Source organism: Agrobacterium sp. Azo12, assembly GCF_029193765.2.
Lineage (GTDB): Bacteria > Pseudomonadota > Alphaproteobacteria > Rhizobiales > Rhizobiaceae > Agrobacterium.
Window position 1 is genome coordinate 2,149,591 of sequence record NZ_JARFYO020000001.1, and the last position, 26,104, is coordinate 2,175,694.

Annotated in this window: 25 protein-coding genes; 16 read left to right on the forward strand and 9 right to left on the reverse strand. The window is 55.1% G+C overall.

Features of this window, described 5'->3' with window-relative positions; translation table 11 throughout:
* Nucleotides 1–45 precede the first annotated feature (45 nt).
* From PYL13_RS10155 to PYL13_RS10165, 3 genes are all read left to right on the forward strand, one after another.
* Entirely contained in the window at nt 46–624 is a 579-nt protein-coding gene (locus PYL13_RS10155) for a hypothetical protein (protein WP_275641220.1), read from the forward strand.
* A gap of 138 nt (nt 625–762) precedes the next feature.
* Nucleotides 763–1,161, forward strand: coding sequence for a hypothetical protein (locus PYL13_RS10160; RefSeq protein WP_192491175.1), 399 nt, complete (start codon nt 763–765; stop codon nt 1,159–1,161).
* Nucleotides 1,162–1,269: 108 nt separating this feature from the next.
* Nucleotides 1,270–1,965 (forward strand): SDR family NAD(P)-dependent oxidoreductase, encoded by a 696-nt coding sequence (locus PYL13_RS10165; protein ID WP_275641221.1) that lies wholly within the window; start codon nt 1,270–1,272, stop codon nt 1,963–1,965.
* 8 nt (nt 1,966–1,973) lie between these two features.
* Here the strand turns inward: PYL13_RS10165 and PYL13_RS10170 are convergent, their stop codons facing one another.
* The 3 genes from PYL13_RS10170 to PYL13_RS10180 all read right to left on the reverse strand — a co-directional run bounded on the left by PYL13_RS10170 (nt 1,974) and on the right by PYL13_RS10180 (nt 3,592).
* The gene (locus PYL13_RS10170; protein WP_275641222.1) at nt 1,974–2,312 is read right to left on the reverse strand and encodes a hypothetical protein; all 339 of its coding nucleotides are present in this window, start codon (nt 2,310–2,312) and stop codon (nt 1,974–1,976) included.
* A gap of 112 nt (nt 2,313–2,424) precedes the next feature.
* Nucleotides 2,425–2,973 carry a hypothetical protein gene (locus PYL13_RS10175; protein ID WP_275641223.1) on the reverse strand — a complete coding sequence of 183 codons (549 nt, stop codon included), beginning with the start codon at nt 2,971–2,973 and terminating at the stop codon, nt 2,425–2,427.
* Between the two features lie 127 nt (nt 2,974–3,100).
* Nucleotides 3,101–3,592 carry a GNAT family N-acetyltransferase gene (locus tag PYL13_RS10180; protein ID WP_275641224.1) on the reverse strand — a complete coding sequence of 164 codons (492 nt, stop codon included), beginning with the start codon at nt 3,590–3,592 and terminating at the stop codon, nt 3,101–3,103.
* A gap of 161 nt (nt 3,593–3,753) precedes the next feature.
* Between PYL13_RS10180 and PYL13_RS10185 the strand changes: the two genes are divergently transcribed.
* The 3 genes from PYL13_RS10185 (at nt 3,754) to PYL13_RS10195 (ending at nt 7,189) form a co-directional block, all read left to right on the forward strand.
* Nucleotides 3,754–4,500 carry a bestrophin-like domain gene (locus PYL13_RS10185; RefSeq protein WP_275641225.1) on the forward strand — a complete coding sequence of 249 codons (747 nt, stop codon included), beginning with the start codon at nt 3,754–3,756 and terminating at the stop codon, nt 4,498–4,500.
* 96 nt (nt 4,501–4,596) lie between these two features.
* Nucleotides 4,597–5,484 carry a hypothetical protein gene (locus tag PYL13_RS10190; RefSeq protein ID WP_275641226.1) on the forward strand — a complete coding sequence of 296 codons (888 nt, stop codon included), beginning with the start codon at nt 4,597–4,599 and terminating at the stop codon, nt 5,482–5,484.
* Nucleotides 5,485–5,836: 352 nt separating this feature from the next.
* Nucleotides 5,837–7,189, forward strand: coding sequence for an enoyl ACP reductase FabMG family protein (locus tag PYL13_RS10195; protein WP_275641227.1), 1,353 nt, complete (start codon nt 5,837–5,839; stop codon nt 7,187–7,189).
* A gap of 139 nt (nt 7,190–7,328) precedes the next feature.
* On the opposite strand, the gene PYL13_RS10200 is transcribed toward PYL13_RS10195, so the two are convergent.
* The gene (locus PYL13_RS10200; protein ID WP_275641228.1) at nt 7,329–7,469 is read right to left on the reverse strand and encodes a hypothetical protein; all 141 of its coding nucleotides are present in this window, start codon (nt 7,467–7,469) and stop codon (nt 7,329–7,331) included.
* Nucleotides 7,470–7,582: 113 nt separating this feature from the next.
* Entirely contained in the window at nt 7,583–7,783 is a 201-nt protein-coding gene (locus tag PYL13_RS10205; RefSeq protein ID WP_192491211.1) for a hypothetical protein, read from the reverse strand.
* Between the two features lie 145 nt (nt 7,784–7,928).
* Between PYL13_RS10205 and PYL13_RS10210 the strand changes: the two genes are divergently transcribed.
* The 4 genes from PYL13_RS10210 to PYL13_RS10225 all read left to right on the forward strand — a co-directional run bounded on the left by PYL13_RS10210 (nt 7,929) and on the right by PYL13_RS10225 (nt 12,426).
* On the forward strand, nt 7,929–8,378 hold the full coding sequence (locus PYL13_RS10210; protein ID WP_275641229.1) for a hypothetical protein: 450 nt from the start codon (nt 7,929–7,931) through the stop codon (nt 8,376–8,378).
* A gap of 283 nt (nt 8,379–8,661) precedes the next feature.
* Nucleotides 8,662–10,692 (forward strand): hypothetical protein, encoded by a 2,031-nt coding sequence (locus PYL13_RS10215; protein WP_303299028.1) that lies wholly within the window; start codon nt 8,662–8,664, stop codon nt 10,690–10,692.
* The gene (locus PYL13_RS10220) at nt 10,689–11,342 is read left to right on the forward strand and encodes a hypothetical protein (RefSeq protein ID WP_275641231.1); all 654 of its coding nucleotides are present in this window, start codon (nt 10,689–10,691) and stop codon (nt 11,340–11,342) included. Before PYL13_RS10215 ends, PYL13_RS10220 begins: the two co-directional genes overlap by 4 nt.
* On the forward strand, nt 11,335–12,426 hold the full coding sequence (locus PYL13_RS10225; RefSeq protein WP_275641232.1) for a hypothetical protein: 1,092 nt from the start codon (nt 11,335–11,337) through the stop codon (nt 12,424–12,426). Before PYL13_RS10220 ends, PYL13_RS10225 begins: the two co-directional genes overlap by 8 nt.
* 49 nt (nt 12,427–12,475) lie before the next feature.
* On the opposite strand, the gene PYL13_RS10230 is transcribed toward PYL13_RS10225, so the two are convergent.
* Both PYL13_RS10230 and PYL13_RS10235 read right to left on the reverse strand, forming a co-directional pair.
* On the reverse strand, nt 12,476–13,810 hold the full coding sequence (locus tag PYL13_RS10230; protein ID WP_275641233.1) for a hypothetical protein: 1,335 nt from the start codon (nt 13,808–13,810) through the stop codon (nt 12,476–12,478).
* Between the two features lie 421 nt (nt 13,811–14,231).
* A complete protein-coding gene (locus PYL13_RS10235; RefSeq protein ID WP_275641234.1) occupies nt 14,232–15,557 on the reverse strand; it encodes a CoA transferase in 1,326 nt (441 codons plus the stop codon).
* 89 nt (nt 15,558–15,646) lie between these two features.
* Here PYL13_RS10235 and PYL13_RS10240 point away from each other — a divergent pair, with 89 nt between their 5' ends.
* Nucleotides 15,647–16,804 carry a citrate synthase family protein gene (locus PYL13_RS10240; protein WP_275641235.1) on the forward strand — a complete coding sequence of 386 codons (1,158 nt, stop codon included), beginning with the start codon at nt 15,647–15,649 and terminating at the stop codon, nt 16,802–16,804.
* A 30-nt stretch (nt 16,805–16,834) separates the two neighbouring features.
* Here the strand turns inward: PYL13_RS10240 and PYL13_RS10245 are convergent, their stop codons facing one another.
* A complete protein-coding gene (locus PYL13_RS10245; protein WP_275641236.1) occupies nt 16,835–17,227 on the reverse strand; it encodes a YkvA family protein in 393 nt (130 codons plus the stop codon).
* A 143-nt stretch (nt 17,228–17,370) separates the two neighbouring features.
* Between PYL13_RS10245 and PYL13_RS10250 the strand changes: the two genes are divergently transcribed.
* Nucleotides 17,371–17,868 carry a GNAT family N-acetyltransferase gene (locus PYL13_RS10250; RefSeq protein WP_275641237.1) on the forward strand — a complete coding sequence of 166 codons (498 nt, stop codon included), beginning with the start codon at nt 17,371–17,373 and terminating at the stop codon, nt 17,866–17,868.
* A 63-nt stretch (nt 17,869–17,931) separates the two neighbouring features.
* On the opposite strand, the gene PYL13_RS10255 is transcribed toward PYL13_RS10250, so the two are convergent.
* The gene (locus PYL13_RS10255) at nt 17,932–18,480 is read right to left on the reverse strand and encodes a TetR/AcrR family transcriptional regulator (protein ID WP_275641238.1); all 549 of its coding nucleotides are present in this window, start codon (nt 18,478–18,480) and stop codon (nt 17,932–17,934) included.
* A 111-nt stretch (nt 18,481–18,591) separates the two neighbouring features.
* On the opposite strand from PYL13_RS10255, the gene PYL13_RS10260 reads away from it, so the two are divergent.
* From PYL13_RS10260 to PYL13_RS10275, 4 genes are all read left to right on the forward strand, one after another.
* Nucleotides 18,592–19,380, forward strand: a complete 789-nt coding sequence (locus PYL13_RS10260) for an SDR family NAD(P)-dependent oxidoreductase (protein ID WP_275641239.1) — start codon at nt 18,592–18,594, stop codon at nt 19,378–19,380.
* Between the two features lie 402 nt (nt 19,381–19,782).
* Nucleotides 19,783–20,415, forward strand: coding sequence for a pyridoxamine 5'-phosphate oxidase family protein (locus PYL13_RS10265; RefSeq protein ID WP_275641241.1), 633 nt, complete (start codon nt 19,783–19,785; stop codon nt 20,413–20,415).
* Nucleotides 20,416–20,651: 236 nt separating this feature from the next.
* Nucleotides 20,652–22,715, forward strand: a complete 2,064-nt coding sequence (locus PYL13_RS10270; RefSeq protein ID WP_275641242.1) for an autotransporter domain-containing protein — start codon at nt 20,652–20,654, stop codon at nt 22,713–22,715.
* 357 nt (nt 22,716–23,072) lie between these two features.
* Nucleotides 23,073–25,937, forward strand: a complete 2,865-nt coding sequence (locus tag PYL13_RS10275; RefSeq protein ID WP_275641243.1) for an NACHT domain-containing protein — start codon at nt 23,073–23,075, stop codon at nt 25,935–25,937.
* Nucleotides 25,938–26,104 lie beyond the last annotated feature (167 nt).

The following is a 26,104-nucleotide window of genomic DNA, read 5'->3' on the forward strand; positions in this document are numbered from 1 at the left end:
TGGCAATAACGGAATTCAAATGTCGTTTCATCAATGGGAGCGCCCGTGAACAACGCAATTATCTATCTGATTGGCCACTACGGGGTTGGCAAATATACCATCGGCAAGGAAATCACCGCCGCAACCGGCGCAAAGCTGTTTGACAATCATCTCGCCAACAATGTTGTCTTTTCGCTGGTTGGCGTGGAGGGCGCCAAGACCATACCGGAGCGTATCTGGAACCTGATTGGCGTCATCCGCGAACAGGCTTTTCTGGCGATTGAGGAATTTACCGCACCCGATGCCAGCTTTGTGCTGACCAATTGTCTGATTGAGGGAAACCCGCGCGACAGGGCATATTTCGATCGCGCGCTGGCCTTGTCGCAAAAACGCGGCAGTGTGTTTGTGCCGGTGATACTGGCGGCCTCTGATGAGGTTCACGCAAGCCGTGTTCCCTCACCAGACCGCGCCGAACGGTTTAAAATGACCGATGTCGCAGCCGCCACCAAAAAGCGCATGGAATATCGCCTGCTGGATATCGACCACCCCAACCGCATTGATCTCGATACATCCTCCATCCCGTCGCGCGAGGCGGCACAGATCATTATCGAACACACCATAAGGCGCGCAGAAAGCGGCCGTTGAAGACATCAGGCAAACACGCATTGCAGCTTGTTTTTCCTGCCCAGACGCACTACTCGCGCAGGTTCTTGATGCATGCAATATCAGCTTCCCTTGCAGGGGCGCGTGTCGGCATGCATGAAAACGGACAAAGGAATGTTGATGTCTTTCACGGTTGAAAAAACAATTCCCGCTGCGCGCATGCGCCAGTTCCATCAGATGGTTGAGCGCTGGCTTGCCGAAGGTCCGATCAAACTTGCGACCAATGCCACCATTTCAGCCATGGACAATGCTGGCCTGCCCAAGGAAGAACAGGCTGCGATTATCGAAGACCGCGACATCATCATGAAGCACAATATGCGCCTTGGTGTTATCAGCGAGGTCTTTGCGCCCGCCATCGAAAAAGTGGTGACGATGACGCGCTCCGGCACGCAAGCGCAGGATGAGATTGCGCGATTGATTGTAACCGCCATTGGCATCCGCCAGGCCGATGACAGTGAACTGATCACCTTCACCTTCGCCACGCAAGATGAAGCGGATGCCTTCGACAAATCCGTTTGAGACATCGCAACGGCCGCAGCTGTTTTAAAGCCGTTGCAGCCTTGTCTTGTCCGGTTATAGTGCCCCCGGTTGTGTGATTGCTAAGGGAGCAATGACCGGGGGGACGTGATGAAAAAGAATATCCTTATTGTCGGCGGCAGTTCAGGCGTCGGGCTGGAACTGGCCCGGCATTATGTCAGCGAAGGGCATAATGTCTGCGTCACCGGCCGCACCGAACCTGACCTGCCAGATGCGCGCTTTTTCCCGCTGCCGATCACCGCATCAGCGCCTGATCTGGCCGAGGGCATCGACCGTCTGGTTACGTCTTTCACTGGTATCAACACGCTTGTTTATGCTGCCGGTTTTCTGCAGCGCGGCGCCATCGACACGCTGGATGATGACGCGCTGCTGACCATGACCAATGTCGGCCTTGTCGCGCCGATGATGCTGGCCGCACGGCTGAAACCTCTGGCACCAACGCCGCTGAAACTGATGTTGATTACCTCAAGTTCCGGCTACACCCCACGGCCACAGGAACCGGCTTACGCCGCAACCAAGGCCGGCTTGACCATGCTTGGGGCATCGCTGGTGCGTGACCCCGGCTTTGGCAAGGTGCTGGTTGTGGCACCCTCGGGCATCCAGACACCGTTCTGGAAGCACACCGGCGAAGACACCAGCACCATGCTGGAACCGCGCTGGACGGCAGATCAGATCGTTGATCTCTCCGGCGGCGCTTTCAAATACAAATATGCAAAAATCCTGCGCAACCCGGTACGGGTTGAGGTGGTGGAAAAGCTCGACAATGATTTTAAATCAATTGATTGAGATGACCATCACGTGACGATTGGCATGATCTCAACCGCTTCACCGGGAAAGACGGTGAGATGCGGATTGTCATGGAACAGTTGCGCCGCAGCCTCCGCGGTGTCCGCTTCCACAACCAGATAACCGCAGATGCTGTTGCTGGCCGGGGCAATACCATCACGGTCAATGCGGGTGGTTTTTCCGACCATGCCACCGCGATCGACAATGGCGGCGGAGATTTTTTCCTCCCACGGCCCCCATTGTTTAAGGCCTTCGGCATTGATCGCATCCTGTTCGGCCTGCGGCAGGTTTCGGAAGGCCGCAAAGTCTTCGTGCTTCATGGTGTAGAGTGCAAGAAACCGGGGCATCATCGCCTCCCTGATGTCAGACGTCGCCAGCCTACATCCGGTACGCGCAAAAGTATCTGGCAATTTTCATGGAGAGGTCGGGGCAGGGCGTTTAACGCCCGCCCTATACCGCTCAGATCTTGCCGCCCATCCACAGGATGGTCATCACAAAACCGCCAATTGCCATGGTCGATGAGACAATCGTTGCCACGACAAGAGATACGAGCCTGAGCGGCGGAATGTGGCGCGAAACTTCGAGCTGGTAATTGCTGCGGATCGTCTCGGGATTGTCGCAGGAAACGGTGATGTCACCGGGTGCTGCGCATTCAAAGGAACCAAGCGGCATGGCCTGTTTACCGCTCATATCCGTGCGTTTGACCTGAAAAAGCCCCCGTCGATAGGACCGGTAAGGCAGCAGCTTTCCCTCAGGCGATGTTGAAATGCTGAACCGGGACGAGAAATGCGACGTGCCGGCAAAAAAGGTCAAAGGCGGTATCAAGACATTGATCACGTAACGCCCTTGTTTCGGTATGGTCAGCTGGAATGGCTCGGCACGGGCCGCAAACCGAACCCGGAAGCGTGGAAAGATAATCCGGCCGAGCATGATGATGCACCGCACCAGCAGATAGATGCCAAGAAGCATGGCCGCAGGGGCAAAAAGATAAGAAGACACAGCTGGCAAGGTGATGTTCAATCTCAGACGACAACAATGCCCCATCGTAGAGGATTGCCAATATCAAATGCAATCTCCGCTGCCCGTTCTGCGCAACAACTGGTGTGGAACGGCATGGTCACCGGTCGGTGATACATCATGGCTTTCGCCATTCAAACAGAATATCGGGCATTCGTTCTTCATTGCCGGAGCCATCTGTTTGTTTAACCTGCATAAAGCCGTGCCGCAGATAGAAGCTGATCGCCCGCGTATTTTTCTGAAACGTCCATAATTGCAGATGTGGATGGGCTTCCTTTGCTATGGTCACAAGCCTGGAGCCCAGCTTTTTGCCGACATGCGCGGGCAGGCAATAGAGGTGTTCTACCCATCCGTCTTTAAAGGCGCAAAATCCGACGATTTCATTCTCAACCTCAACAAGCCAGACATGATTGTCCTTGAGAACAACAGCCCGGAAAAACGCCTTGTCCTCCTCTAGGGTATGCAGGTCTGGTAGATAAGGTAAAAAGTGTTTTCGTGAGCGACGACCAACCTCTGCAACGGCGTCTGCATCGGCAAGACGTGCCTTGCGCAGGTGGAAATCTTCATTCTCTATTGTCAGCATCCCGCTCTGTCTGTGTTGGATTGCCACGGTGAACGTGTCACCGCACGGCGTGGATTTGCCATTCTGGGCATCTGCCCGACAATCGTAGCCTTGTCTGCGGTTCGATTGCAACGAGCGCTATTGGCGGTTGGCAAAAATCTGCTCATAATTGTATGGCACCGGTTGCGACATTGTCTGAGGGGGCGTTGATGAACCATGTCTGGATTGCCGCGATCATTTTCGGGTGTTTGTCGACAGCATCCATTGGCGCGATGTTGCTGTCTCCAAAAATGCACCTGCGGCATCGCGATGATGAAACCAGCGCGGTCGTGCGGCTCATCGCCAACATCTTCGTGGTCATGTCATCGCTTGTGTTCGGCCTGATGATCAACTCGGCCAAAAACACCTATGAGAGCATTGACGATAACCTGCATGCCTTTTCCACCAACGTCATTCTTCTCGATAGGTCACTAAGAACCTACGGGTTGGCGGGCAAGGAAACGCGAGACAGGATCCGCGACTATCTACAACACGCGATCAACAACCCAGCCAGGGCCGACATGGCCATGCCTGACAATGCAGGCCGTGCGCTTGACGCGGTTGGAGACGCGCTGCTTTCCATCGAACCCAAGGATCAATTCCATCAAACCCTGCTGCTGGACATCCGCCAGCAATATCGCCGGGTGGTTGAACAACGATGGGGCATCGTTGAAAACGCCGAAGGCGCCATTCCAAGACCGCTGATTGCGCTGGTCGCGGCATGGCTCACCCTTATCTTTGCCAGTTTCGGGTACCGGGCACCCGCCAATACGGTGGTAGTCACGTCATTTATCGTGGGCGCCGGCCTCATCGCCACCGCATTTCATCTGGTGCTGGACATGGACATTCCATTCCAGGGCGTCATCCAGATTTCGGATACACCGCTGCGCCGCGCCCTTGCGGAAGTGGGCAGTTGAGGCAAGGCAGTTGTTGCGCAATTTCTGAATCCGAAACTGTTGTCTTGCTTCATGTTTTCGGGTCGTGCGAGTGACAGAAGGTGGTACAAATTTCGCATGTCGGATTCTCCAGTTACAACATTGAGAACATCGCGCCTCGGAGCCGCCTCTACATGCGAGGCTTGTGGTGCAAATTCGTTGCTGTCGTTCAACTGGCACCATGCCATTGAGCGGGGGACAGCAGATGGGCTGAACCACGTCGCGACGTTCAGAGAATGGCAGACATTACGGCGTGGACAACTCTTTCGCTGTGGCGTGTGCAACGAGGTCTGGTATCTGGACGCAGGTCCAGGCAATCTGACGCATGTCCAACCCGAGCGGCTGCCACTTGTGCTGGCATGGAATGAGAATGCCATCACGCTGTCGGCTGCAAACTTGGCAACAGTGGACAGCATAGGGCCCACTCCACCAGATGTGTATGGCAACGGCCGCGAAAGACGCGTCACACCCTGTCAGGTCACAACGCATTCCGGCGAGCGCTATGACAAGGCCTTCCTCTGTGTTCAGGCCGATGCGCCTGTGGCCAGCCACATTAATTTTCGTCTTGGCAGCGAGATTGCCGACGTGAAAGAAAGTCCCTTTGCGCTGCCGCGCGCGGTTCGCGAGGCCAGTAGCCGTGCGTACGAAATACGCATGGGCTATTCACCAACACTTATCGAAATGCCCGACGGTGCCAAATTCATCATGAACGGCATGACCAGCTTCATGGCAGCACCTGGATACGAAGCCTCGCAAGCGCGCCTTGCAAGCGGCGGTGATATGTCGCTCGAAGCTGCGCCTCGGTTCGTGGAAACACCTGATGATGTCATCTATTTCATCATTGATGGCGCTCCGGACTGGAGCGCAGACATGTATTCTGACGGGCCAGTCACATCACCGCCACCCAAAACGGTCCCATCAGTCAGAAAGACGTGGTGGCAAAGGATAACAGGCTGCTTTGTGTGATACACCGCTGCGCCGCGCCCTTGCGGAAGTGGGCAGTTGAGGCAAGGCAGTTGGCCGGCACTGGCGGCGAATGACCCGCCTTCAACAGACATATTGGGTGAACGAGGATTGAGGCAAGCGGCCGGGTGATGCATTCCGCCTGACCAAACCAGCACGCAACGTTAATTGTTGTGGACATATAAGGTGGCAGGAATGCCGGTTTTCTGGGGAAAATTGCGTCGCAGAGGCATCTCACTCACGCATTGAAATGTTTTGTAACCCAATATGAGTTTCCAATTCGCGCGAATTTGGGCATCACGTCACCAAGAAATGCAATCTGACGCCAAGACTCGAATCAAGAATGTTAGAAAAAATGAAAAATTCGTCCTCTCCCAGCCAGCTTCCTCACAACAAGCTCTTTAAAAGCGGCGACGTCTTCGTTCTTTTCGGAGAACTTTTTGGACGTGGTTACGCCACGGGATTGATTGATGAAGCCCGCAAGGCCGGCATGAAAATCGTTGGCATCACCGTTGGACGCCGCAACGAAGACAATTCGCTGCGCCCGCTGGATGCCGAAGAACTGGCCGCTGCAGAAGAAAGACTGGGCGGCAAGATTATCAACATTCCGCTGATGGCAGGTTTTGATCTCGATGCGCCCGCCGGTGGCAAGACCCCGACAGACCTTCTGTCCGGCATGACCATTGGCAGCTGGGAACAGGACAAGCTGGACTGGGATTATGTAAAGCAGTGTCATGAGGTTGGTACCAAGCGCTTCACCGATGCGCTGGAAAAGGTCATGGCAGAGCTGGATGGCATGATCGGGCAGGGGCAGAACGTGTTCTTTGCCCACACCATGGCCGGTGGCATTCCCAAGGCCAAGGTGTTCCTGGTTCTCGCAAACCGTATCTACAAGGGTACCGGTGCCCGCCACATGTCGTCGCAGGCGCTGCTTGAGAGCGATCTCGGCAAGCTGATCCTGAAGAACTTCGACGCCGTGTCGGCCGATACATTTGGCCACCTGATCGAGTTCAGCGCTGCCATTCGCCAGCGCGTCGAAGCCGCAGGCAACCAGGTTCGTTACACGGCCTATGGTTACCACGGCGCTGAAATCCTGATCGATGGTCAGTACCGCTGGCAGACCTACACCAACTATACGCAGGGCTATGCCAAGATGCGGCTGGAAGGCATTGCCGAAAAGGCATGGGACAATGGCATCAAGGCCACTGTCTATAACTGCCCGGAAATCCGCACAAATTCGTCTGACGTGTTCACCGGCATCGAACTGCCGTTGATCCCGCTGCTGTCTGCCCTGAAAAAAGAAGGTGGCGCAGAATGGGCAGACGAACAGTGGAACACCTGCCAGGCGCTGTTGGTGGACAATGTTACGCTTGATGACGTGATGGACAAGATTCACACCATGCAGGCCAGCGATGTGATGACGCCGTTCTACAATTTCTCGGCTTGGCCAATGCCAAACAGCCAGGCGCAGGCGGATCTGACCATCAGCACCTCGCACGAAATTTCGCAGATGCACCGCGATGGCAAGGCGCTGATCAGCGACCATCTCAGCACGCTGGTGGTGGAAGCAACCGGACAGTTGATTTTCCGCTCGTCCACCGCACCAACCGGTCCGGTGCAGTGGCTGAACCACGATATCGTGGCCAAGCAGCTGAACGCGACGCATGCGCGCGCTGAAAGCACGGCTGCACTGCGCCAGTCTGCTTGATAGAGCCTTCGGCTTGATCAGCCTTTATTGTCAGTAGATTTGCTGGCAGTTTTCTAAAACCCCTGATGACCGCCGTAAACGGGCCGTCACAGGGGTTTTCTTTTGCTGGCTCACAATACCTTAAGCGATGGCGGGTTTATCAGCGAACACCTGCCGCTGCATCCGGCGCGCCAAGCGGGTGTTCAGCCGCCACCAGCTGGGCGGCGCGGGCGTCGTTTTTCTTCTTCTGGTTTTCGTCGTGGTGCCACTTGATGGAGCAGTACATGCCAATGCCGACCATTCATCTCAATATTTCCAGGCTGTGACTTGCCGCATGACATGGTGCCGGCGACAAAAAACACGTCACAGACAAAAGCCCGTCGCAGATAATCAAGCGCGGCAAAGGCCGTGGTCTCAGCTCTCGCGCGCCTTCAGGCGTCGCCGGTCACGCTCAACAGTTTCCGCACCCATTTCGGTCAAGCGGAATTGCCGTTTCTGAAACTCTCCGCGAATTTCCACATAACCCTGCTCTTGCGCCTCATAAAGCGTCTTGAGGCTCGAACCTTTTGGGGGTGCCTGCCAACCCGTGCCAACAGCACTGTGCAGCAATACCATGATCTTCATCATGTCAGCTCTCCATTGTCGCGGCAGATCAGTCACCCGATCATCCGTTTTCTTGCATTTAAAGCTGCTGGTATCTGCTAGGCATCCGGCTGGTCAAGCTTTATGAATACACGCAAGGTATCGCTTGCGAGGTTCAATGGCTGTTCTGACGGATATCCTGATTGCCCCAACACAAGATGCACCGGCAATTATTGCCAACTGGCCCGGCGCGAAAAACTGGCCCGGCGCAAAAAACTGGCAAGTGCTGCAAACCACAGGGCTAGACGCGCTGGTGCTGTCAGACCTTGCCGAAGCGCTCGGCCAATCGGCGCTGGCCATCGCCATTGAAGAGCTTGATCCGCATTCCTTTAAGGACGAGGCAAACGGACCATGGCTTTACGTGCTGCCCAACGACCTGCGCGACCACCTTGCCAACCTCAAAGCAGATGGCCTCGGCCCCACCGCCAGAACCTGGTCTCAGCAGGAAGAGGCAATGGCTCGCGGCATGACGGAAGATGACGCAGCACACCTGCTGTTACAAATCCAGTCCCTTGCCACCACCGCCCGAGACGACCAGAAGCCGATGCTGCTTTGGGTTTCGTTGTAGGAGGGATGACGGTGGCTCACGAGAGAGATGTTTTCCTCAAAGTCCGGCTATCTCGTGGCGTGCGGGTACTTCGATCACATGCTGATGTTGCGAGCCATAGGCGCATCGGTTTTCGTCCACTTTCCTTGCGCGATATATTACTGGGAATCGATGCATGACGGCGTTTCAGGTTATGGACGTTATTTGCATCAAGAATTTATACCTTAGGTAGAAATTGCTTGAACGATGTGATGTTTTGAGTATCATCAGTCTTTGAGTTAGCAAACTTGCTTGTATCTATGGAGTGCCTACCAATTATTACTCCCATCAAATGACAACTCATTTCCCAATCTTTGAAAGCCTTTCCGTACGAAACTACGACCTATATCCCGGTGTCGACGGCAATAACGGCTTCGATTTCGCGTTCAAGGGCGACGAAAATCTCGTATTAGGCGTGAACGGTCTCGGCAAGAGCACATTGTTACTTCTCCTTAAACAGATGATTGAGGGGCCAGTCAGATTGCGTGCACCAGGTTTCGCGGGCGAACGGCAGGCGGACTGGTTTAGTGGTGACGCGAACATGTTCGCAGTACGCGCGGACGATCGAGGTGCTGATGCAACAGCCGAACTGATTGTTCGTTTCGGTACAAGCCGCCTTCGCATCCGGCGCCGCCTCAACGACCTATCGCTGATAAACCATAGCATTGCCACCGGTAGCGAAGAATTGAAACCCAAGGACAATGGCTCCTACAACGACGACCTTGCCCGGCTCGCCGGTGTAAGTTCCTTTGGCGACGTCTTGCGCCTCTGCGACAGAGTAGTTTTCTTTCTAGAGAACCGTGAGCGACTGCTCTGGGACTGGCGTGCCCAGTACGAAGTATTCCGTTCGCTATTGTTGTCGAGCGAAGATGCCCGGAGACTTCGTTTACTCGAGTCCCAAATCGTCAGCGCTGACAGTGCGGCACGCAACATTCGTGCTACGATGTACAAGCTACGAAACCGCAGGGAGAAGGAGGTTCGCCGACTGGTGAAGGAGGAGGACGTGCTGGCGGCCATCGCCGAAGTAGATCCAAGGATCGAGGCCGCACAGCAGTTCGAAATCGGATTGGTCCAAGAACTCGATGGAAAGCGCATCAATGTCGCGGATGAGCGAGCGAGAGTCTGGAAGGCGACGACGGACGAGGACGCCGCCGCCGCCAGATACGCCCACCTTAAGTATCGCGCTCTTAGGCACGCGCTGCCAAAGGTTAGTAATGACGTACATTACCTGTTCCTAAAGATTGCAGACGAAGGGCATTGCCTAGTGTGTGACACGCACGGGCTTGATGCCATGTCGACCGAGGTTCAGAATCGGCTGTCTCGTGGAAAATGTATCCTGTGCGGTTCACCGCTCGCTAACGAGGATGCGACGACGACAACAGAGGCACTAATAGCTCAAGCAAAGGAGGCACATCGCGAGCTGAAAGAACTGAAAGTGAAAGTTGCCGAAAGCCAATTGAGACTTGATGCGGTAACGAGCGAAGAGCAGAATTTGATCGACAAATTGCGACGCTGCCGAGAAGAAGTTGATCTACTGCTACGTCACCGACGGAACCTCGTAGCAAGACTGCCGACGTCTGATCGGGCCCAATTAGCGCGAGTAGAGAGCGAGATCGATAGCCTTCGGTCCAGCGCTGAGCAGTTTGAGCATGACCGCGAGGTGGCCGAAACAGAAGTTGACGTGCTCCTAGCCAAGCTGCGTGAAGGCGTAGCGCGCTATAGGCAATCGATCGAGTCAACGTTCCTGCAACGCGGAACATCGTTCTTCATAGAGGACATACAGCTAGTTTATGCGCCACGCATCGAGAAGATTGCGCAAGTTGGACAAAAATTTGAGTTCCCGGCCTTCGAAGTCGACATGACGAGCGGTGCGACCGGGGCTGTATTTGTACGCCGAACCTACGAGCAGGCCTCGTTGTCGCAGAGGGAATACCTCGACATCGCGTTCCGAATGTCCGTGATGGAGAGCTTCGGCGGACAAGAGTGCAGCATAGTGCTCGACGGCCCTGAGGGATCGGTCGACGTAGTCTTCGCGGAGCGTGCAGGCACAATGTTGGCCGAGTTCGCCATGTCGGGAGATGACACAACTCCAACCCGCCAGATTATTGTGGCCTGCAACGTCGTCGAAGGCGGTTTCATACCGTTTTATCTGCACGATCATCGCAAAAAAGCGGATCGCACAGCTCGTACAATCGATCTTCTCACTATCGCCACGCCAACGGCGGCACTGGAAAAACTCAGAACCGCCTACGCCGAGAAGTTAAGTGAAGTGCTATTCAGAGGTGCTACACCATGACCGAGGACGAGAGGACGGAGCTGCAGATCAGAGTTGTTCGGCTCATAGGCGCTTTAATTGATGCTGGGATGGAGGAGGTGACGCTTGAGGATTTCCACGCGTTTGCCTTTTTTGCCGATGCGCTGGCCCCAGTGTGGGGAAATCTACCGCCCTTGGGGGACGTACTGAAGGATGAAGATGGTCCTCACTACCCAGCCCTCCAACGAGAGTTGGATTTTCTCGTGGGACGCGGCCTTGTGACAGTCAGTCATCTCTCGCCGGACGACCGTGGTGGTCGTTGGCGTCTCGACATCACCTTCTCGCTGAATATCGCGAGCAGCCACGCTTGGCTCGCGATCGTCGATCAGATGCCAGATGAAGATCAAGAGCTAGCAGGTTTCCTAGCCGAGTTGGCTTATAACTTCGCAGAGATTCCAATAGGACGGCGTGACGACGCAGCACGCGCGGATGCAGCATGGTCGGCACCTGAGAATTCTGTGGGGCGTTTCATTGAGCTAGATGGTCGATCGCCAACCGGAAGAATCGTACCCAATCATTCGGTGGAAGCTGCCCGTCGCTTCCAAGCCTACGCACCCAACGGTGTAGTGCTGACCCCGGCCGAACAAACTTCGTTATATATGAGCCTGATGCGCCGGAGGGCCGGTGCCTAACGGTTTTATAGGGGGTATCCCAGAGCAGGAAATCGCAGCAATCTTTGAAGCCAAGGGTGTTCCTGGCGACGCGGGCGCCGGCCGCGCCACTCGTTTCTTGCGCAAGCTCTCCGACTTGATAGCAAGGAGATGGGCGGTTGGCGAAGATGGCACCGGCGCCGTCTTCCTGCTAGCTGAAAAGGTCTCCGACGCCATGAACGGGCGGGATGGTCAATCCAGACCCACTCTGATCAACGGCAACGACCCAATCAGCGACCATGTGTGGCTGGTAAATGGCCAGTTGGCCAATGCACATGCACTGACGTTGCAATGGGAGACCGGTGGCAGTCTTGCCATGATCGTCGAGGCTGGTCTTGGCCACCTGCCAGCGGTTACAATCGACCTAAGAGACAGGGAGAGATCGCCACAGGTCCAGTTCTTTCCGAACGGTTGTGGTGATCTAGATGCAATGGTGACCCTATATGTAGGTGATCAACCGATCGACGAAATCACCATGAAAGGGACACTGGACGACTTCTACGAGAACACCCTCAGGACACCAATGACCGTCTCGGCCGGGCATTCTCCTGATCGAATTTGGAAGGAGAGTTCAAAGGGTATTCCTCAACCTCGTCCAGAGGAATCCATTGAAGGTATGCTTTTGAGGCATCTAAAAGCGGTGTTTCCCGACCACGACCCCCAAGCTCAGAGTGCGACCGCTGACGGTTACCTCGATATCGCCATCCACTATGCTGACCGCACTGTGCAGGGGCACCCGGCGAGGCGTTGCGATTGGGTGTTAGAGTTGAAGGCATTGGCTGATCGGACGACAAACGACAATTCCAGTTCAACGAATAGCGAGGATGCAATTACCAAAGGTGTCCGCCAAACCATTGCCTATTCGAACATAGAGCAGAGCCTTGAGCGAGCCCTGTGTGTGTATGACATGCGCGACGTTGCTAACGACGACGAGACTTGCTTCGTTCATGTCCAAGAGGATGCCACCGACAATAAAATCCACTTGTGGCGTTGGCGACTGATGCGCTCCGCCGAAGAAGGACGAAGGGAGAAATATCCCTTGAAAGCCGATTCACACAGGTTGTGAGTGTGCGAGTTCTAGGTCAGTGTAACCTGCCAGAAACTCGCGCAGGCAGTCAGCGCTTGATCAGGTGCACCAAAGTTTCATCGAGGTCATACGTACCTCCCTGCTGCGCGCTAGATCGCATCGAACGCATAGAAGACAAATCCGCAAGTTTGAAGCCGATTTCTCCGCCGAGTTCAACGAGAATCTTTCCGACATCGATCGACACTCCGGCATAGCGGCTGTCGCCAACGACCATCATAACCGATCCACCTATGGTAATCTTTCCATGCAAGGCGGTCAGTATGGCGACTAAGTCATCGAAATAGGCGCGTACCATGTCAGGAATGTTCTTGTTCCACATCTCGCCACGGCGGGCGCTTAGATGCGCCATGGTGCGATCGAGTATGGGAGAACTAGCTACTGCGTCGAAGGAGCGCTTGACTTGCACATGTGATCTCAGTGTCGCGGTGCGAAGCCGGCGATTGTCATCCGCAGTCTTCAAGTATCCCAGCATCCAGAGTTCGAGATTGTAGATGTCAGTATAGTCGAACGAGTTCGGGTACGGCGGAGAAAAAAGGGCGAAGTCCACCTCTGTGACTTCGTTTAACGCAGTCCGGGCATCGCCTCGCAGGAGTGAATAGTCTCGACATGGCCGGTCGCCGAACCTGACTACGTCCTCTAGTGCATTTAGGAAGGCCGTCTGGAGGGCTCGCCCCACCTGCGACGGGTGAACGATCCTGCGCTCCCAGCCAGCGCGATAGCGACGGCCTTTGCCGCTGATGATCACATTACTCAACTCTACCAACGTTGAACCCAGCAAGACCTTAAAAAGTCTCGCATGCGACGGATCGTTTAACGCTTCGATTGCTGTCCGGTATGCCAGGATTCTCTCAGCGACCGCCGCCGAATAGATCCATCTTCCATTAACGCCCGGCGCGATCAACGTCCGCGGAGCGTTCGCGAGGATCGTGCTAGGCTCCGTGGTGCTGCAGGAAACGACGTCCAATATCTGGTTATAGGAAGCAAGTAGCGACTGCGAGTTGTAAGACTGCAACTTCGCTTCTATGAGGTCAGCCAAAAATGGGTTAACCTCTACAGTCGTGGGGCGGATGCCCAGGAACTGCGCGGTCAGGGCCGTGGTGCCACTCCCTCCGAAGGGATCTATACAGGTTCGGGGCACCGTCTCGAGTTTACTAAAGGCGTCGATGACTGCTCGCGGAGCGAAGGCCTCCTTGAAGCGATACCAGCGCTGGAAGGGCAGATTGTGAGTGTCCTGATTTGTAGAGGCCGGCCCTAAGAAATCATGCCGGGCGAACCACTCACGGGCGAGCGAACGCGGCGCAGTAGCGAGACTGCTGGTCAGGGCGGAGATATTCGTGTTAAGTTCTTCGAGCAGAATGTTCACGTGGTTCTTCTATACCCAAGTGGTTAACTGATCGATAATTATACGAAACCAGTGGCCGTTGGAGTTTGACATGACGCGGTAGATTGGCCGATTTTTCCAGAGTATTAATTTTAAGAAGCATCAGTAAAGTCAGGCTAACCTCTATCTCACCGACAAACTCTCTTGTGAAGAGTTGCTAAGCCGAATATCAACTGGGTGCAAGTAGATTGCTCCAACAAGGCGCTAGCTACACGCAGTTGACCGAGCGACACTAAAGTAGGCAATTGCGAACTAGACTCTGGATGAATTTGTTGGCAAGCCTCTGCAGCATCGCAAGGAATGGCTGTCAAATACAAGCAGTAATTGTCAGCCTTGTACAAACCTTTAGACAAAAGCTACTGATTCGATGTCTGAATCGGGGCTCTTCCAACAAATACGCCCATCACCACCGCGCATCATCCACCCGCAGCAACCCGGCAGGCCGTGGCCATTCCGGCGGTTTGCCATCAACACTGGCCGGGAAGTTCAGCCGTTTTGCTGGCCCCCAGGACGTTGTCTCCAAGTCGTGACATAGGTCGTCTGTCGTGTCGTTGATGGCGCTGCCGTGAAAGTCACGCACCCCGCCATCCACCAACAGGCCGGCTGTCCGGGCAAGGGAAAGCCGGGCAGACAGTCTGTCGCCCGTTAACTGGCAATGGCGCAATGCGCGTAGAACGGCCGCCGCCATCAGATATCCTGTCGCGTGGTCTAGAGCCTGCACGGGCAGGGGCACCGGTTTTGTGTCCTTTGCCCGTCGCATGCCCTCATCAGCGATGCCGCAGCTCATCTGCACCAGACTGTCAAAGCCGCGCCGCTCTCTCCACGCGCCACCCCAGCCATAGGCATTCAGACTGACCTCGATCAGGCCGGGAGACAGGCGTTGCCGTGTATCGGCGTCGTAACCAAGCCTGTCGAGCGCGCCGGGGCGATAGCCGTGAACAAGCACATCGGCCTGCGCAATCAGCCGTTCAAAAATCTCTCGGTCGCTGGCCACATGCAGGTCCAGACCGGCGCGGCGTTTACCAAGCGTCACCTCCGGTTCCAGCGCCGGCTCATGCCAGCTGGGCGGATCAAGCCTCAAAACATCCGCACCAAAACCGGCCAGAAAACGCGTTGCCACAGGTCCCGCCAATATGCGGGTGAGGTCCAGCACGCGGCGGCCGCGCAGACCCGAAAGTTTTGGCCCATGACCAGTCTGATGCCAGGCAATCAGCGGTTCGCTGCGCACCTGCTGCCCCTGCGGGTGGTTTGCCCATTCGGCAAGGCTGTGCATGGCGGCGGCTGCACCACCTTCATTGACAACCGCGTCTTCCAGATCGTTCTTTTTCCAGTCGGCTACCACCTCTGTCAGCCGCACCTTGTCAGGATCACAGTTCAACACCCGCAACGCCGCCTCGCGGTGATGCTGGGCATTGGTGTGCAGGCGTATCCAGCCGTCTGCGGCCTGGTAATCTCCCGCCAACGGGTCCCAGGCCGATGGCAGGCTCCAGCCCGAAGGGCGAAGCGTCATGCCAAACCACAACAGGCACAAGCGCCGGTCGATTGAAATGTCCGTCGCGCCCAGCAAAGCGGCCAGTTCACGCGTTGCTGCCGTCACCGCCGCCTCGGCCATGTCAGACACCCGAAAGCAGGCGTAAAGCTCGCCGCTGCCGCGTTGCACGACCTTGATATCGTCGGCCAAATCCAGGCCCAGCGCTTCGTTGATCTGCCGGTTGAAATCATCAGCCATTTTGCATCTCCTTCACATGGTCGGCGGATATGGTCAGCAGATGGTGCCGCGCAATTGACACGCCGTAAATCTTGATCAACATAATCAATATGAAAAAATCAGACTGGATCGACGCCGCAACGGCTTGCGACATGCTGGGGGTCAAACCACAAACCCTCTATGCCTATGTCAGCCGTGGTCTTTTGCGTGCCGAGGCCGATGCGCAGGATGCCCGCCACAGTCTCTACAAACAGTCTGATGTTGAAGATCTGGCCCGGCTGCGCCGCAGGCCACGGGCGAGGGCCGAGATTGCAGAACATGCAATCCGCTGGGGAGAGCCGGTTCTCACCACCTCGCTGACGGAAGTGCGCGATGGTATGTTGTGGCTGCGGGGCAAATCAATTGCCGACTGTGCCGAACACCTGACAGTTGAAGGCGTCGCCGCCCATCTTTGGGGTGCTGAACCAACCGACTTCGTCAGCGGTTATGCACCTGATCCGTCCGCTGGGTCTGATGCTGCGCTGGGCCCACTGGGCAGGGCGTTACAAGCACTCGCTCATGAGGTGCCGCAAGCCGCTGATCTTGACGACAGTGCGGCCAACACCATTGCGCGTCATGGCGGCAGGTTGGTCTCCATCGTCACCAATGCGCTTTTGGGTGTTCAGGCCACCGGGCCGATCCATCACCGGCTGGGGCAGGCATGGGGTGTTGATGCAGCCGGGTTAGACAATCTGCGCTGCGCGCTGGTGTTGTTAAGCGATCATGAGCTGAACCCATCCACCTTCGCGGTGCGGGTTGCAGCCTCTACGGGGGCAAGCCTGCCAGCCGCTCTGCTTTCAGGCCTTGCAACACTCAGTGGCCCGCGCCATGGCGGCGTCGCATCGCTGGCACGGCGTGCATTACAGGCGGCCATGCGTGGCAAAACCCAGGACTTTTTGGCGCAACATGCCAACCAGCCACCCTACAGCTACGGGTTTGGGCATCCGCTTTATCCGGATGGTGATCCGCGGGCGCGGATCATTCTCAATCGCCTGGCGGACAAGGGCGCGGTGGTCAGCGCCATAACATCACTGTCGGATCAGTTGGGCCTGCCACCCAATATCGATGCAGCACTGGCGGCCTTAAGCGAGGCGCAGAACCTGCCCGACACGGCCGCCTTCACGATTTTTGCCACCGGCCGGTTGGTTGGCTGGATTGCCCACGCCATGGAACAACAGGAAAGCGGCGAACTCATCCGCCCGCGAGCCCGCTACCGTGAAAAACCCTGACGATAACAAGTGTGCGGGTTGGTCGTTGTCTTAAGCCGGATAAACATACCGATAGGCCGCCCAACCGGCCAAGGCCGACACTGCAAGCCAGATCAACACGATGGCGACAAGCCCCGCACGGCTGCTTGGCCTGTTTTGCTGTAACGCGGCGCGTTGCCTGAAATCCGTCATCAAGTCGGGCGGTATCATGCGAATAGCCAATAAAATGCCAAGTGGCACGATCAGCAGATCATCAAGATAACCGAGCACCGGAATAAAGTCTGGGATGAGATCGATGGGCGACAGCGCGTAAGCGGCAACCGCACCAGCAACCAGTTTCGCGGCTATCGGCGTTTTCAGATCACGCGCTGCGATCCACAGGGCAATGACATCACGCTTGATGGCGCGTGCCCATTGTTTCACAGAACCGATCCACCCGGCCATACCTCGTCTCCAACCTCAGCATTCGTCCGCGCATCGATAGGGTATAGATTGCTCTAGGCTTTTCAACGGGTGAGAAAATCAGTTGACGGATGCGGCGCACTGACGATGTTTGTCTTGTTATCGCCCAGAGACATGTCGGAGCCATGGTGGAAACTGAACGTTTGATCTTACGCCCATCCCGCACGGCAGACATTGCAGAACTGTTTGAATTTCTGGGAGATCCGGTGGCCATGCAACATACCCACAGCGATAAAACGCTGCGGGAGTGCCAGCGGCGCGTGATGGTTCACGAGTGGCGAAGACGCCGGGATGGCTGTGCGCCCTGGGTGGTGGTGCGCCGCGAAGATGGGCGCATCATCGGCTGGGGTGGCCTGTACGAAGATCCATTCGATCCGGGCTGGAATTTCGAAGTGGGATATTACTTTCGCCCTGATGTTTGGGGCAAGGGTTACGCGTCCGAACTTGTCGGCGCAGCACTCGCCGTTGCCGATCAGCAGCTTGAACTTGCCGAGGTCTGGGCGATGGCCCATCCGGAAAACGGCGGCTCGCAAAGGGTGTTGCAGAAGGCGGGTTTTGTGTTTGCGCGCCACCTTCCAGAACGCAACCGCCTTTTGTTCCGAAGACAGCGCCCAGTCTCCTGACGGTGACAATGAGCGGCGGAAAGCAGGGTGCCGCTCCATCCGTGGTTTTATAGCCACTGCTGTTTATTCGCTACGCTCATCAATCCAGGCGCGGGTCTGCGCAAGAACCTCATCCGACAGTTCCGGATCATTGACCGCTCTGGCCAGAATGACGGCACCCACCATTGCTGCCCAACTGCCAATCGCGGCGCGGCGGGTCTCGGTTGAACCAGCGTTTTTAAGCGCCTGCTCAATGCGGTTGATCTGGGCGCGCAGACCCTCGGTCATCGCGGTCTGTGCCTCCGGTGTCTGGTGACGAATGGCGGCGGCCAAACCGGCTGTCGGGCATCCTTGGCCGGGGTTGTCGCGGTGACGTGGCGACAGATAAGAGCCAACGAAATCATTAAAGCCGCCGCCGGCAACACTGTCTGCAGCCAGGGCGTGACTGATCGTTTGGGCCACCAGATCATCCTTTGAACTGAAGTGGCCATAAAAACCGCCATGGGTCAGGCCAGCTGCCTTCATCACCTCGGCAACGCTGACCGCATCAAACCCCTTGTCCTTAAACAGCTGGTTGGCGACCTCAAGAATACGGCCTCTGTTTTGCGCCATCTGTTCCCGGCTGACCTTCATGTCCAAAATTCTCCGCAACGACAGTTGACTTTTATATGATGGTCATCATATTTAAATTCAATCATGACAACCATCATGAATATAAGATCGATGTGAGAAAAGAGCAATCCAATGAGCGAAATTCCTGCAGTTCTGATAACGGGTGCCTCAACCGGCATTGGCGCAACCTATGCCGAACGCTTCGCACGGCGCGGACATGATCTGGTGCTGGTGGCCAGAGACGTGGCCCGCATGGAGGCGCTATCAAGCCGTCTGCGCCAGGAAACCGGCGTGAAGATTGATATCATCAAGGCCGATTTGACCCAGACGTCGGATCTGGCACAGGTCGAGACCAGATTGCGGGACGACGCGCGCATCGGCATTCTCGTCAACAATGCCGGCATGGCGGTCGGCGGTGCCTTTATCGAACAAAGCGCCGATGACCTGACCAGGCTGATGGCACTCAACACCACCGCACTGGTGCGGCTTGCCAACGCCATCGCACCGCGTCTTGTGCAGGCAGGCGAGGGCGCCATTATCAATATCGGCTCGGTGGTTGGTCTCGCACCAGAATTTAACATGACGGTTTATGGCGCGACCAAGGCTTTCGTGCTGTTCCTGTCGCAGGGGCTGCAGCAGGAACTTGGGCCCAAGGGCGTTTACGTTCAGGCCGTGCTTCCCGCAGCAACCCGCACGGAAATCTGGGGCCATGTTGGCGCTGACGTCAACAGCATGAGCAATGTCATGGAAGTGGGCGATCTGGTGGATGCGGCTCTGGTTGGTTTTGACCGTCGCGAACCGGTAACGATCCCGCCGCTGCATGATGTGGGACTGTGGGAGGCCCTTGATGGCGCACGCAAGGCGATGGTCCCCAGCCTCGGAAACGCCGTTCCAGCCGAACGATATCGCCCCGTCGCATAAATATCTCCAGTAAGTGACACCGCCCTCTCTCTGCAACGAGAAGAGGGCGGTTTTGTCCTTTATTGCCAGGACATTGAGACGGGTTTGCCATCTTTAAGGCTGATGACAACCCGTGTCAGCTTGCCGTTGCCGTCAGTGGTTTTAAAGCTGCCGCCGCAGCAGGTTATTTTGGCTGTCGTGCCAAAGCAGCCGGTGTGCGTGCCCTTGGTTTTATACTCTTTGCGAAACAGATATGTGCTGCTGACCACCCCGGCCGTTGGAGGAAATACAGAGATCCGTCGACTGGCCGGAATTGCCAACGCAGGTTGCGCAAGAACCTCTGCATTCTCTTGCTGCAGGAAACGCTTGACAAATCTGAGGTACGTACCTCATTCTGCATCCAGTCTCTGGGAGGAGGGAACGATGCAACACGGTTCTGCCATCACAAGTGAAGAGCAATTGCGGGCGCTTTATCCGCCAACACATGCGCTTGCGGTTCAAAAACTTCAGCCAACGCTTGGTGTACACGCGCAGGAATTCATCCGCCGGTCACCGTTTGTTTGTGTCGGCACGCAGAATTTGGATGGCCGGGCCGATGTCAGCCCCCGTGGCGACCCGGCTGGCTTCGTGAAAATCCTCGACAATCAAACATTGGCAATACCCGATCGTCCGGGAAACAATCGGTTGGACAGCCTGTCAAACATCATCGCCAACCCGGCCGTGGGGCTGCTGTTTATGATACCCGGCTTTGATGACACGCTGCGTGTCAACGGTATTGCCAGACTGGTCACGCAGCCCGAACTTCTCGAAACCATGTCGGTCAACAACCGCGTTCCCACACTCGCAATCGTGGTGCGGGTCAACGAAGTGTTTCTGCATTGCGCAAAGGCGCTCAGGCGTTCGCGCATATGGGAACCAGAACACCGGCAGGACCGCCACCAAATGCCATCCTTGATCAAGATGATACTGGATGAAACCACGGGTGCACCCGGCGAGGAGGAGATGCGCAAGATCGATGCAGGGTTGGAAGAAGATTACCAGAAGACCATGTATTAGAATACGCTGTTCGCCAGGCGGTGCGAAGTCAAAATCAGACTCCAAGTAATCGCAACAGTTGCAACACAAGCCTGGCGCAGGGCAGGTGTGCCATCGTCAATCACTACTTTAAGTGGCTGAAATCCAGTTGACTTGAAGGCAGTGATTATCAACATCGCAAGTACTGATTTATTTAAAATCGATTCTACTTGAGGGTTTTCGGTCTTGGCGGACCGGAATGGGGAACCTGTTACTTTATGAATACTGTATATAATTTGAGCCGCATCGGCACTCATCTGCGTGCAAACGTCTTGAAGACATCAACGGCACTTGCCCTGCTTGCCAGCGGCTGCGGGCTTTTTGCGGCAGGCATTGCCCATGGGGCTGAGGGGCAAGCAGGCTATCTGGATTTCAAAACACTGCTGAACGGTCGATATTCCGTGGCCAATGGCATCAGCGCCGATGGCAAGGTCATCGTGGGTTCTGCATCGCTGTACAGTGGTCAGGATGACCGCGCCTTTCGCTGGTCCAGGAGCAAAACCGGCATGGTCGATCTTGGCATCCTTCAAGGTGGGACTTTCGCCAGCGCACAGGCTGTCAATACGGACGGCACAGTCGTTGTGGGCAATGCGGATGCTGACAACGGATATGCCCACGCCGTTGTCTGGAGAAATGGCGTTATCAGCAACCTTGGCACCCTGAATGATGGGCGAGAGTCGCGTGCGACCGGCGTCAGTGCCGACGGCGCTGTTATTGTCGGTTATGGTGACGATGGCGCATATAACGGCCCCAGCAAGATCCGCGCTCTGCGCTGGACGGAAAATGACCAGATAGAGAGCCTTGGTAGCCTCGTTGACGGTGGTTTTTCCCGCGCCAACGGTATCAGCGGCGATGGCAAGGTTATCATCGGACAGGCATGGAATGAGAACATGAGCGACCGCGCCTTCCGCTGGACTGAGGAGGACCAGATGGTCAGCCTCGGCACAATAGCGTCTGCGGCCAGAGGCGTGAATTATAATGGGTCTGTCATTGTTGGATATGTGATAGATAACGAGTTGGAACATGCCTTCCGCTGGACAGCAGAGTCCGGTTTGATGGACAGGATCGGCGAACTGAACAACGGCACTTATTCCTCCGCACAGGCGGTGAATGCTGATGGCTCCGTGGTCGTTGGTTCTGCCGAAAATGGCATTGGAAACATTCAACGCGCCTTCCGCTGGACAAATGAAACAGGCATGATTTCGGTGGAGGACTGGTTGCGCAGCAATGGCGCGACCGTGGCCCAGGATTTCACCGATGTGGCACGCGGCGTCAGCGCTGATGGCACCATCATTGTGGGGTCTACAACGCAGGAAACCGCCTTTATTGCACGCCTGTCGTCAGAAGGCACCGGCATAATCGAATTGGAAGAATTTGCCAGCTCCTTGGCCGCCAAACCATCTGCCAGCGTTGCTCTCAGTTTTGCCGGCACCATTCTCAACGGCGCACATGGTGAGCCGATGCGCAACCTGCTCGATGCCGGCCAACAATCCGTCTGGGTTACGTCGGACATCGGATATGACAATGGCGCGGCCAGCGATGGCGGCTTTGGCCTTGGCGATTTCGGTTACGGCATTGGTCTTGAGGGCGGCGCCACGGCGCGCATGACCTTTGGTGGTGTTTATTCCGATCAGGACATCGAAACCGGCGGCAATTACATCAGCAAGGGCCTGTACATTTCGCCCGAAGTCACGCTTCCGGTTGCCGGCAATGTCTATGCCACCATTGGCGCATTTTACGCGCCGGGCAAACTGACCATCAACCGCGGTTACAACAATGGCGGCGTGATGGATTATTCCAGGGGTGAAACGGATGTAGAAAGCTGGGCGGCAAAACTGCGCCTGGACTGGCTGAATGCCGCCACCGTCAATGACTGGAATCTCACACCCTATGCCAGCCTGACACATGCCCGCTCCAGGCTGGATGCCTACACCGAAACCGGCGGTGGTTTCCCGGCCATGTTTGATGAAATGCGCGACCACAGCACGGTGCTGCGCGCCGGTGTGGATGGCGTACACACGCTGGACAATAACATCCGCCTTCTGGCCCGCGCCGAAGCCGCTTACCGGTTTGAAAATGAAACCGCCGCCACCAGCGGCACCATCATTGGCCTGTCAGACTTCAGTTTCGACGGACAGAAAACCCACCAGTTCTGGCTGCGTGGTGGTCTGGGCGCGGAAGTGGATGTCGCCGGCGGCACAGCCTCCATGAGCGTCAATGTCACGACGCAGGGCGACGACCCAACCGTGTGGCTGCGCTCCGGCTGGAAGGTCAAGTTCTGATCGGGTGATCGGGCAGGTGAGGGGCAGTGGCGGTTCTGACGGACATGCCCATTGCCCCTTCACAATGACTCAGCGCCACAGCCAACAGACCTGAACCGGCAATCAAAAACAGACCGGATTTCCGCTGATGTGTCGCCATCGTCATCGTCATGTCAGTTCATTCTTTGCCTTCAGCCAGCGCCAGCCAGATCAGGTCATTCAAACCTAGTCATCAAGCCACGGGCATTTCTTCTTGTCATGAAGTCGAAGGCATCTTGTGGGGTGATGCGCCTCGAAGAAAAGCTATGATGCGATTATCACCCGCTAGACGAAAACCGAAAATTCAACCATGGGTAGGGCAGTTGCCTAGAGGATCCTATGAACATCGCTGTAGTTTTAACCATTGTTTTCGCCGCAATCGCAGTCGCACTCGCTGCCTACATAATTTGGATGAAGTGGAACGCGCGGCATTCGAAGCCTAGGTTCGCTTTCTATACCGTATTAACGCTTTCGGCGTTGGCAATGACCACGCTCGGCGCTCTGATGGCGGTCGATTGGTTTGGAGTTGCCATAGATGTCCTAAGCGTCCTTGGATTTCCTCAGAACAATGCAAATGTGTTAGCCTCAAGCTATTGGGCTAAACTAATCGAGAAGTTCGTAGTTGCGGCTTTCGGCGCCACAGCAATCATGTTCATAGCGCGGTTTGCACAACGAGCGTTAAGTTCATGGGAAGGCCCACTGACAATGAATGCTGTTAGATTGCAGGAGGAGGGAAAGGCGAACCACATTGTCGCTCTCGCCGTGGCAGAAATCTCTTCGAAGCTCTCTAAACAGAACGATCCAATCGTTGATCGGAGGTTGGTGGATTGGAAGCAACAAATTGCTCCGGCTCCAAATGCGGTTGACTTCAACGAACTTGCTCGGATGGCATTCCTGAACCATCTGCCGGAAGCTTCCATAGACGAGGGAGCTTGGCGGCAACAATCGAATACTTGGGTCGGTACAATGTTCGGTCCAGAGGCTGGAAAAGAATCACAGCTGCTCGTTATGATATTTCACACCCGACCGACAACCGAAGAATTGCGCAGACGTATCGATATACTTCAACCGAGCAAGTACTCAATTATAAATGCTGTAGTTGAAGAATTCATTGGTGACTCCCCACTCCACATACAGTTAGAGGATTTAAATGTTGTTTTGTGGGGTTATGCGAGTCTGGTTCGCGCGGGTCTGCCGCTCCACGGTTACGCGCGACAGCTTATTAAGCAATTCACTCAGAACACCGTCGGTGGAACTCAAGCGACGCTAGCAGAGACATTCGTACGGGCTAAGGTCATGTCATCACATGGTCAGACAATAGACCTGAGAGACGTCATCGATCATTGGGTAACTGAAGGAGGGCGTAAGCACCTCGCCATTACTGGCGAGTATGGCCAAGGCAAAAGTACTGCGATGTTGGAATTCTGCGTCGACTGGGCGAAGCGGTTTTTAGGTGGCTTCGCAGTTAACGAGCGAGTTCCGTTGTTGATTGAACTGCGCGGGAAGAGCCCTGGTGAATTACCACCAATAGATTTTCTTGCACAGTGGGGGACCAGATACGGCTTTCAAGCTGAAAAGCTCTTTGCATTAATCCGATCGGGCCAAGCAGTTTTAATATTTGAAGGGTTTGACGAACTGAAAAACGCTGGTCGTCAATTCGAACGTCATGAGCATTTTAACGCGCTTTGGCGGTTCGCTTATCCCGGATCCAAAATCTTGTTCACTGGACGACCCAATTTTTTTATTGATCAATCTGAGCGCAACTCTACCCTACGAATCGATGAGAACTCTGGCGCTGCCTCGAATGCATTTACAGAAATGTATGCCATTCAAATGTTTGACGAGGTTGACGTGGTCAGCGCGTGTCGTGCCTATCCAGATGAAATACGCGTCGGGATCAAGAATACATTCAACGATCATCCGGACTTCCGCGAAATCGTTATGCGACCATCGATGTTGCCGGTCGTAGCCACCATTTGGCCGGAAATACAAAACGCTGAGAGATCCGGCCTTGATATTACCGGCTCAATGCTGCTGGAGCGATACCTGTCTGCTGTTTACGCGCGAAAAGAAGCGGAGTTGGAAAATGATAGAGCTAGTTTTCAGACGCCAACCCTTGGAAGCTATCTGCTGCTGCCCCGCGCCATTAGGGAAGCCCTAACTCTAGCTGTAGTATGGGAGATGGCGGTTGGCGATTTGCGAAACACGATCTCCCGCTCTCAGTTTGATCAAGTAATTCAGCGGGTTTTCGACAATGTTCTCCGCGCAATGCAGTCGTCCGAAGTAAGGAGCCCAACACTCGAGGAAGCTAAGTTGGTTTCAGCTCGCCTTGCGTCAGAGAACCGTGAAGAATTTTTAGAGAAGGTTTGCACAGATGTCGCCTCGGCTGGTCTGTTCGTACCCGATCCGGTCGGCGGGCCAAGCAACCTACGCTTCGCACACAAACAATATTTCGAATTTCTGATTGCGAAATTTACTTGGGTCAGATTGGCGATGTCAGACTCTGAGGTCGTTCGAGCTTTGCTCCCTGCGAAAGATAGCTTCAATTCGGAAACCCTTTGGCAAAGCGAGGCTATTGGTCCATTTGAACGAATGGTGGGATCAAACTTAACATGTTTTGCGAAATCACAATTCGCTATTCGTTTTAATGTCGCTGTCGTGTATGGCACTGATCTATTTGCAGCCTCAATGAACTTATATCTTGAGGCAGCCCGCAAGGTTTTGAGATGCGTAAAGTGGAGAAAGAGCCCTCCCAAGTTAGCGTCTGTGGAGATTGACGACGAGGTTGCGCAACTTGCACCTATCCGACCTTTAGCTCCATCGTTCCTACGAATATGGGCATCCGGTACATCCGTCATGAGCAGCGTAATTGGCTTTTTTGCTGTTACTGCATCAATAAACGGCAAATCAATACAATTCGCCTTTGCGTTTATTTCTATTCCATTGGTCGCTATAGGTTTGTTAATTTTCTTCGATCTTATTAACTCTAGGAAGTCAGGACCTGCAACACTCTTTCTTGATCTCTGCAGCATAAGATATGGCCGCAGTTGGGGACCCAGAATGGATATTTCAACCTTCCTCGCAAGGCATCGCGCGAGACGCGAACAGATGAAGTTTATACGTGTGCCTGCTTCAACGATAACGCTACAGGAAGTGGTAACCGGCGTTCCTATACCAAAGACGCTTACAGACAAAAAAGTCTGAAACTACAGCCGCATCACGTTTAACGGAGTTTCGAACTTTTAAGAAAGTGGAGCCTATCTCCAGCAAAGATAACTATTTTATCACCCGAATCCCATAAATCCGAGCATTCGAAAGGTAGACTCATCGTAAGTCCACGTCGACAAAGACCATCCGTCGCCAGAAATAAC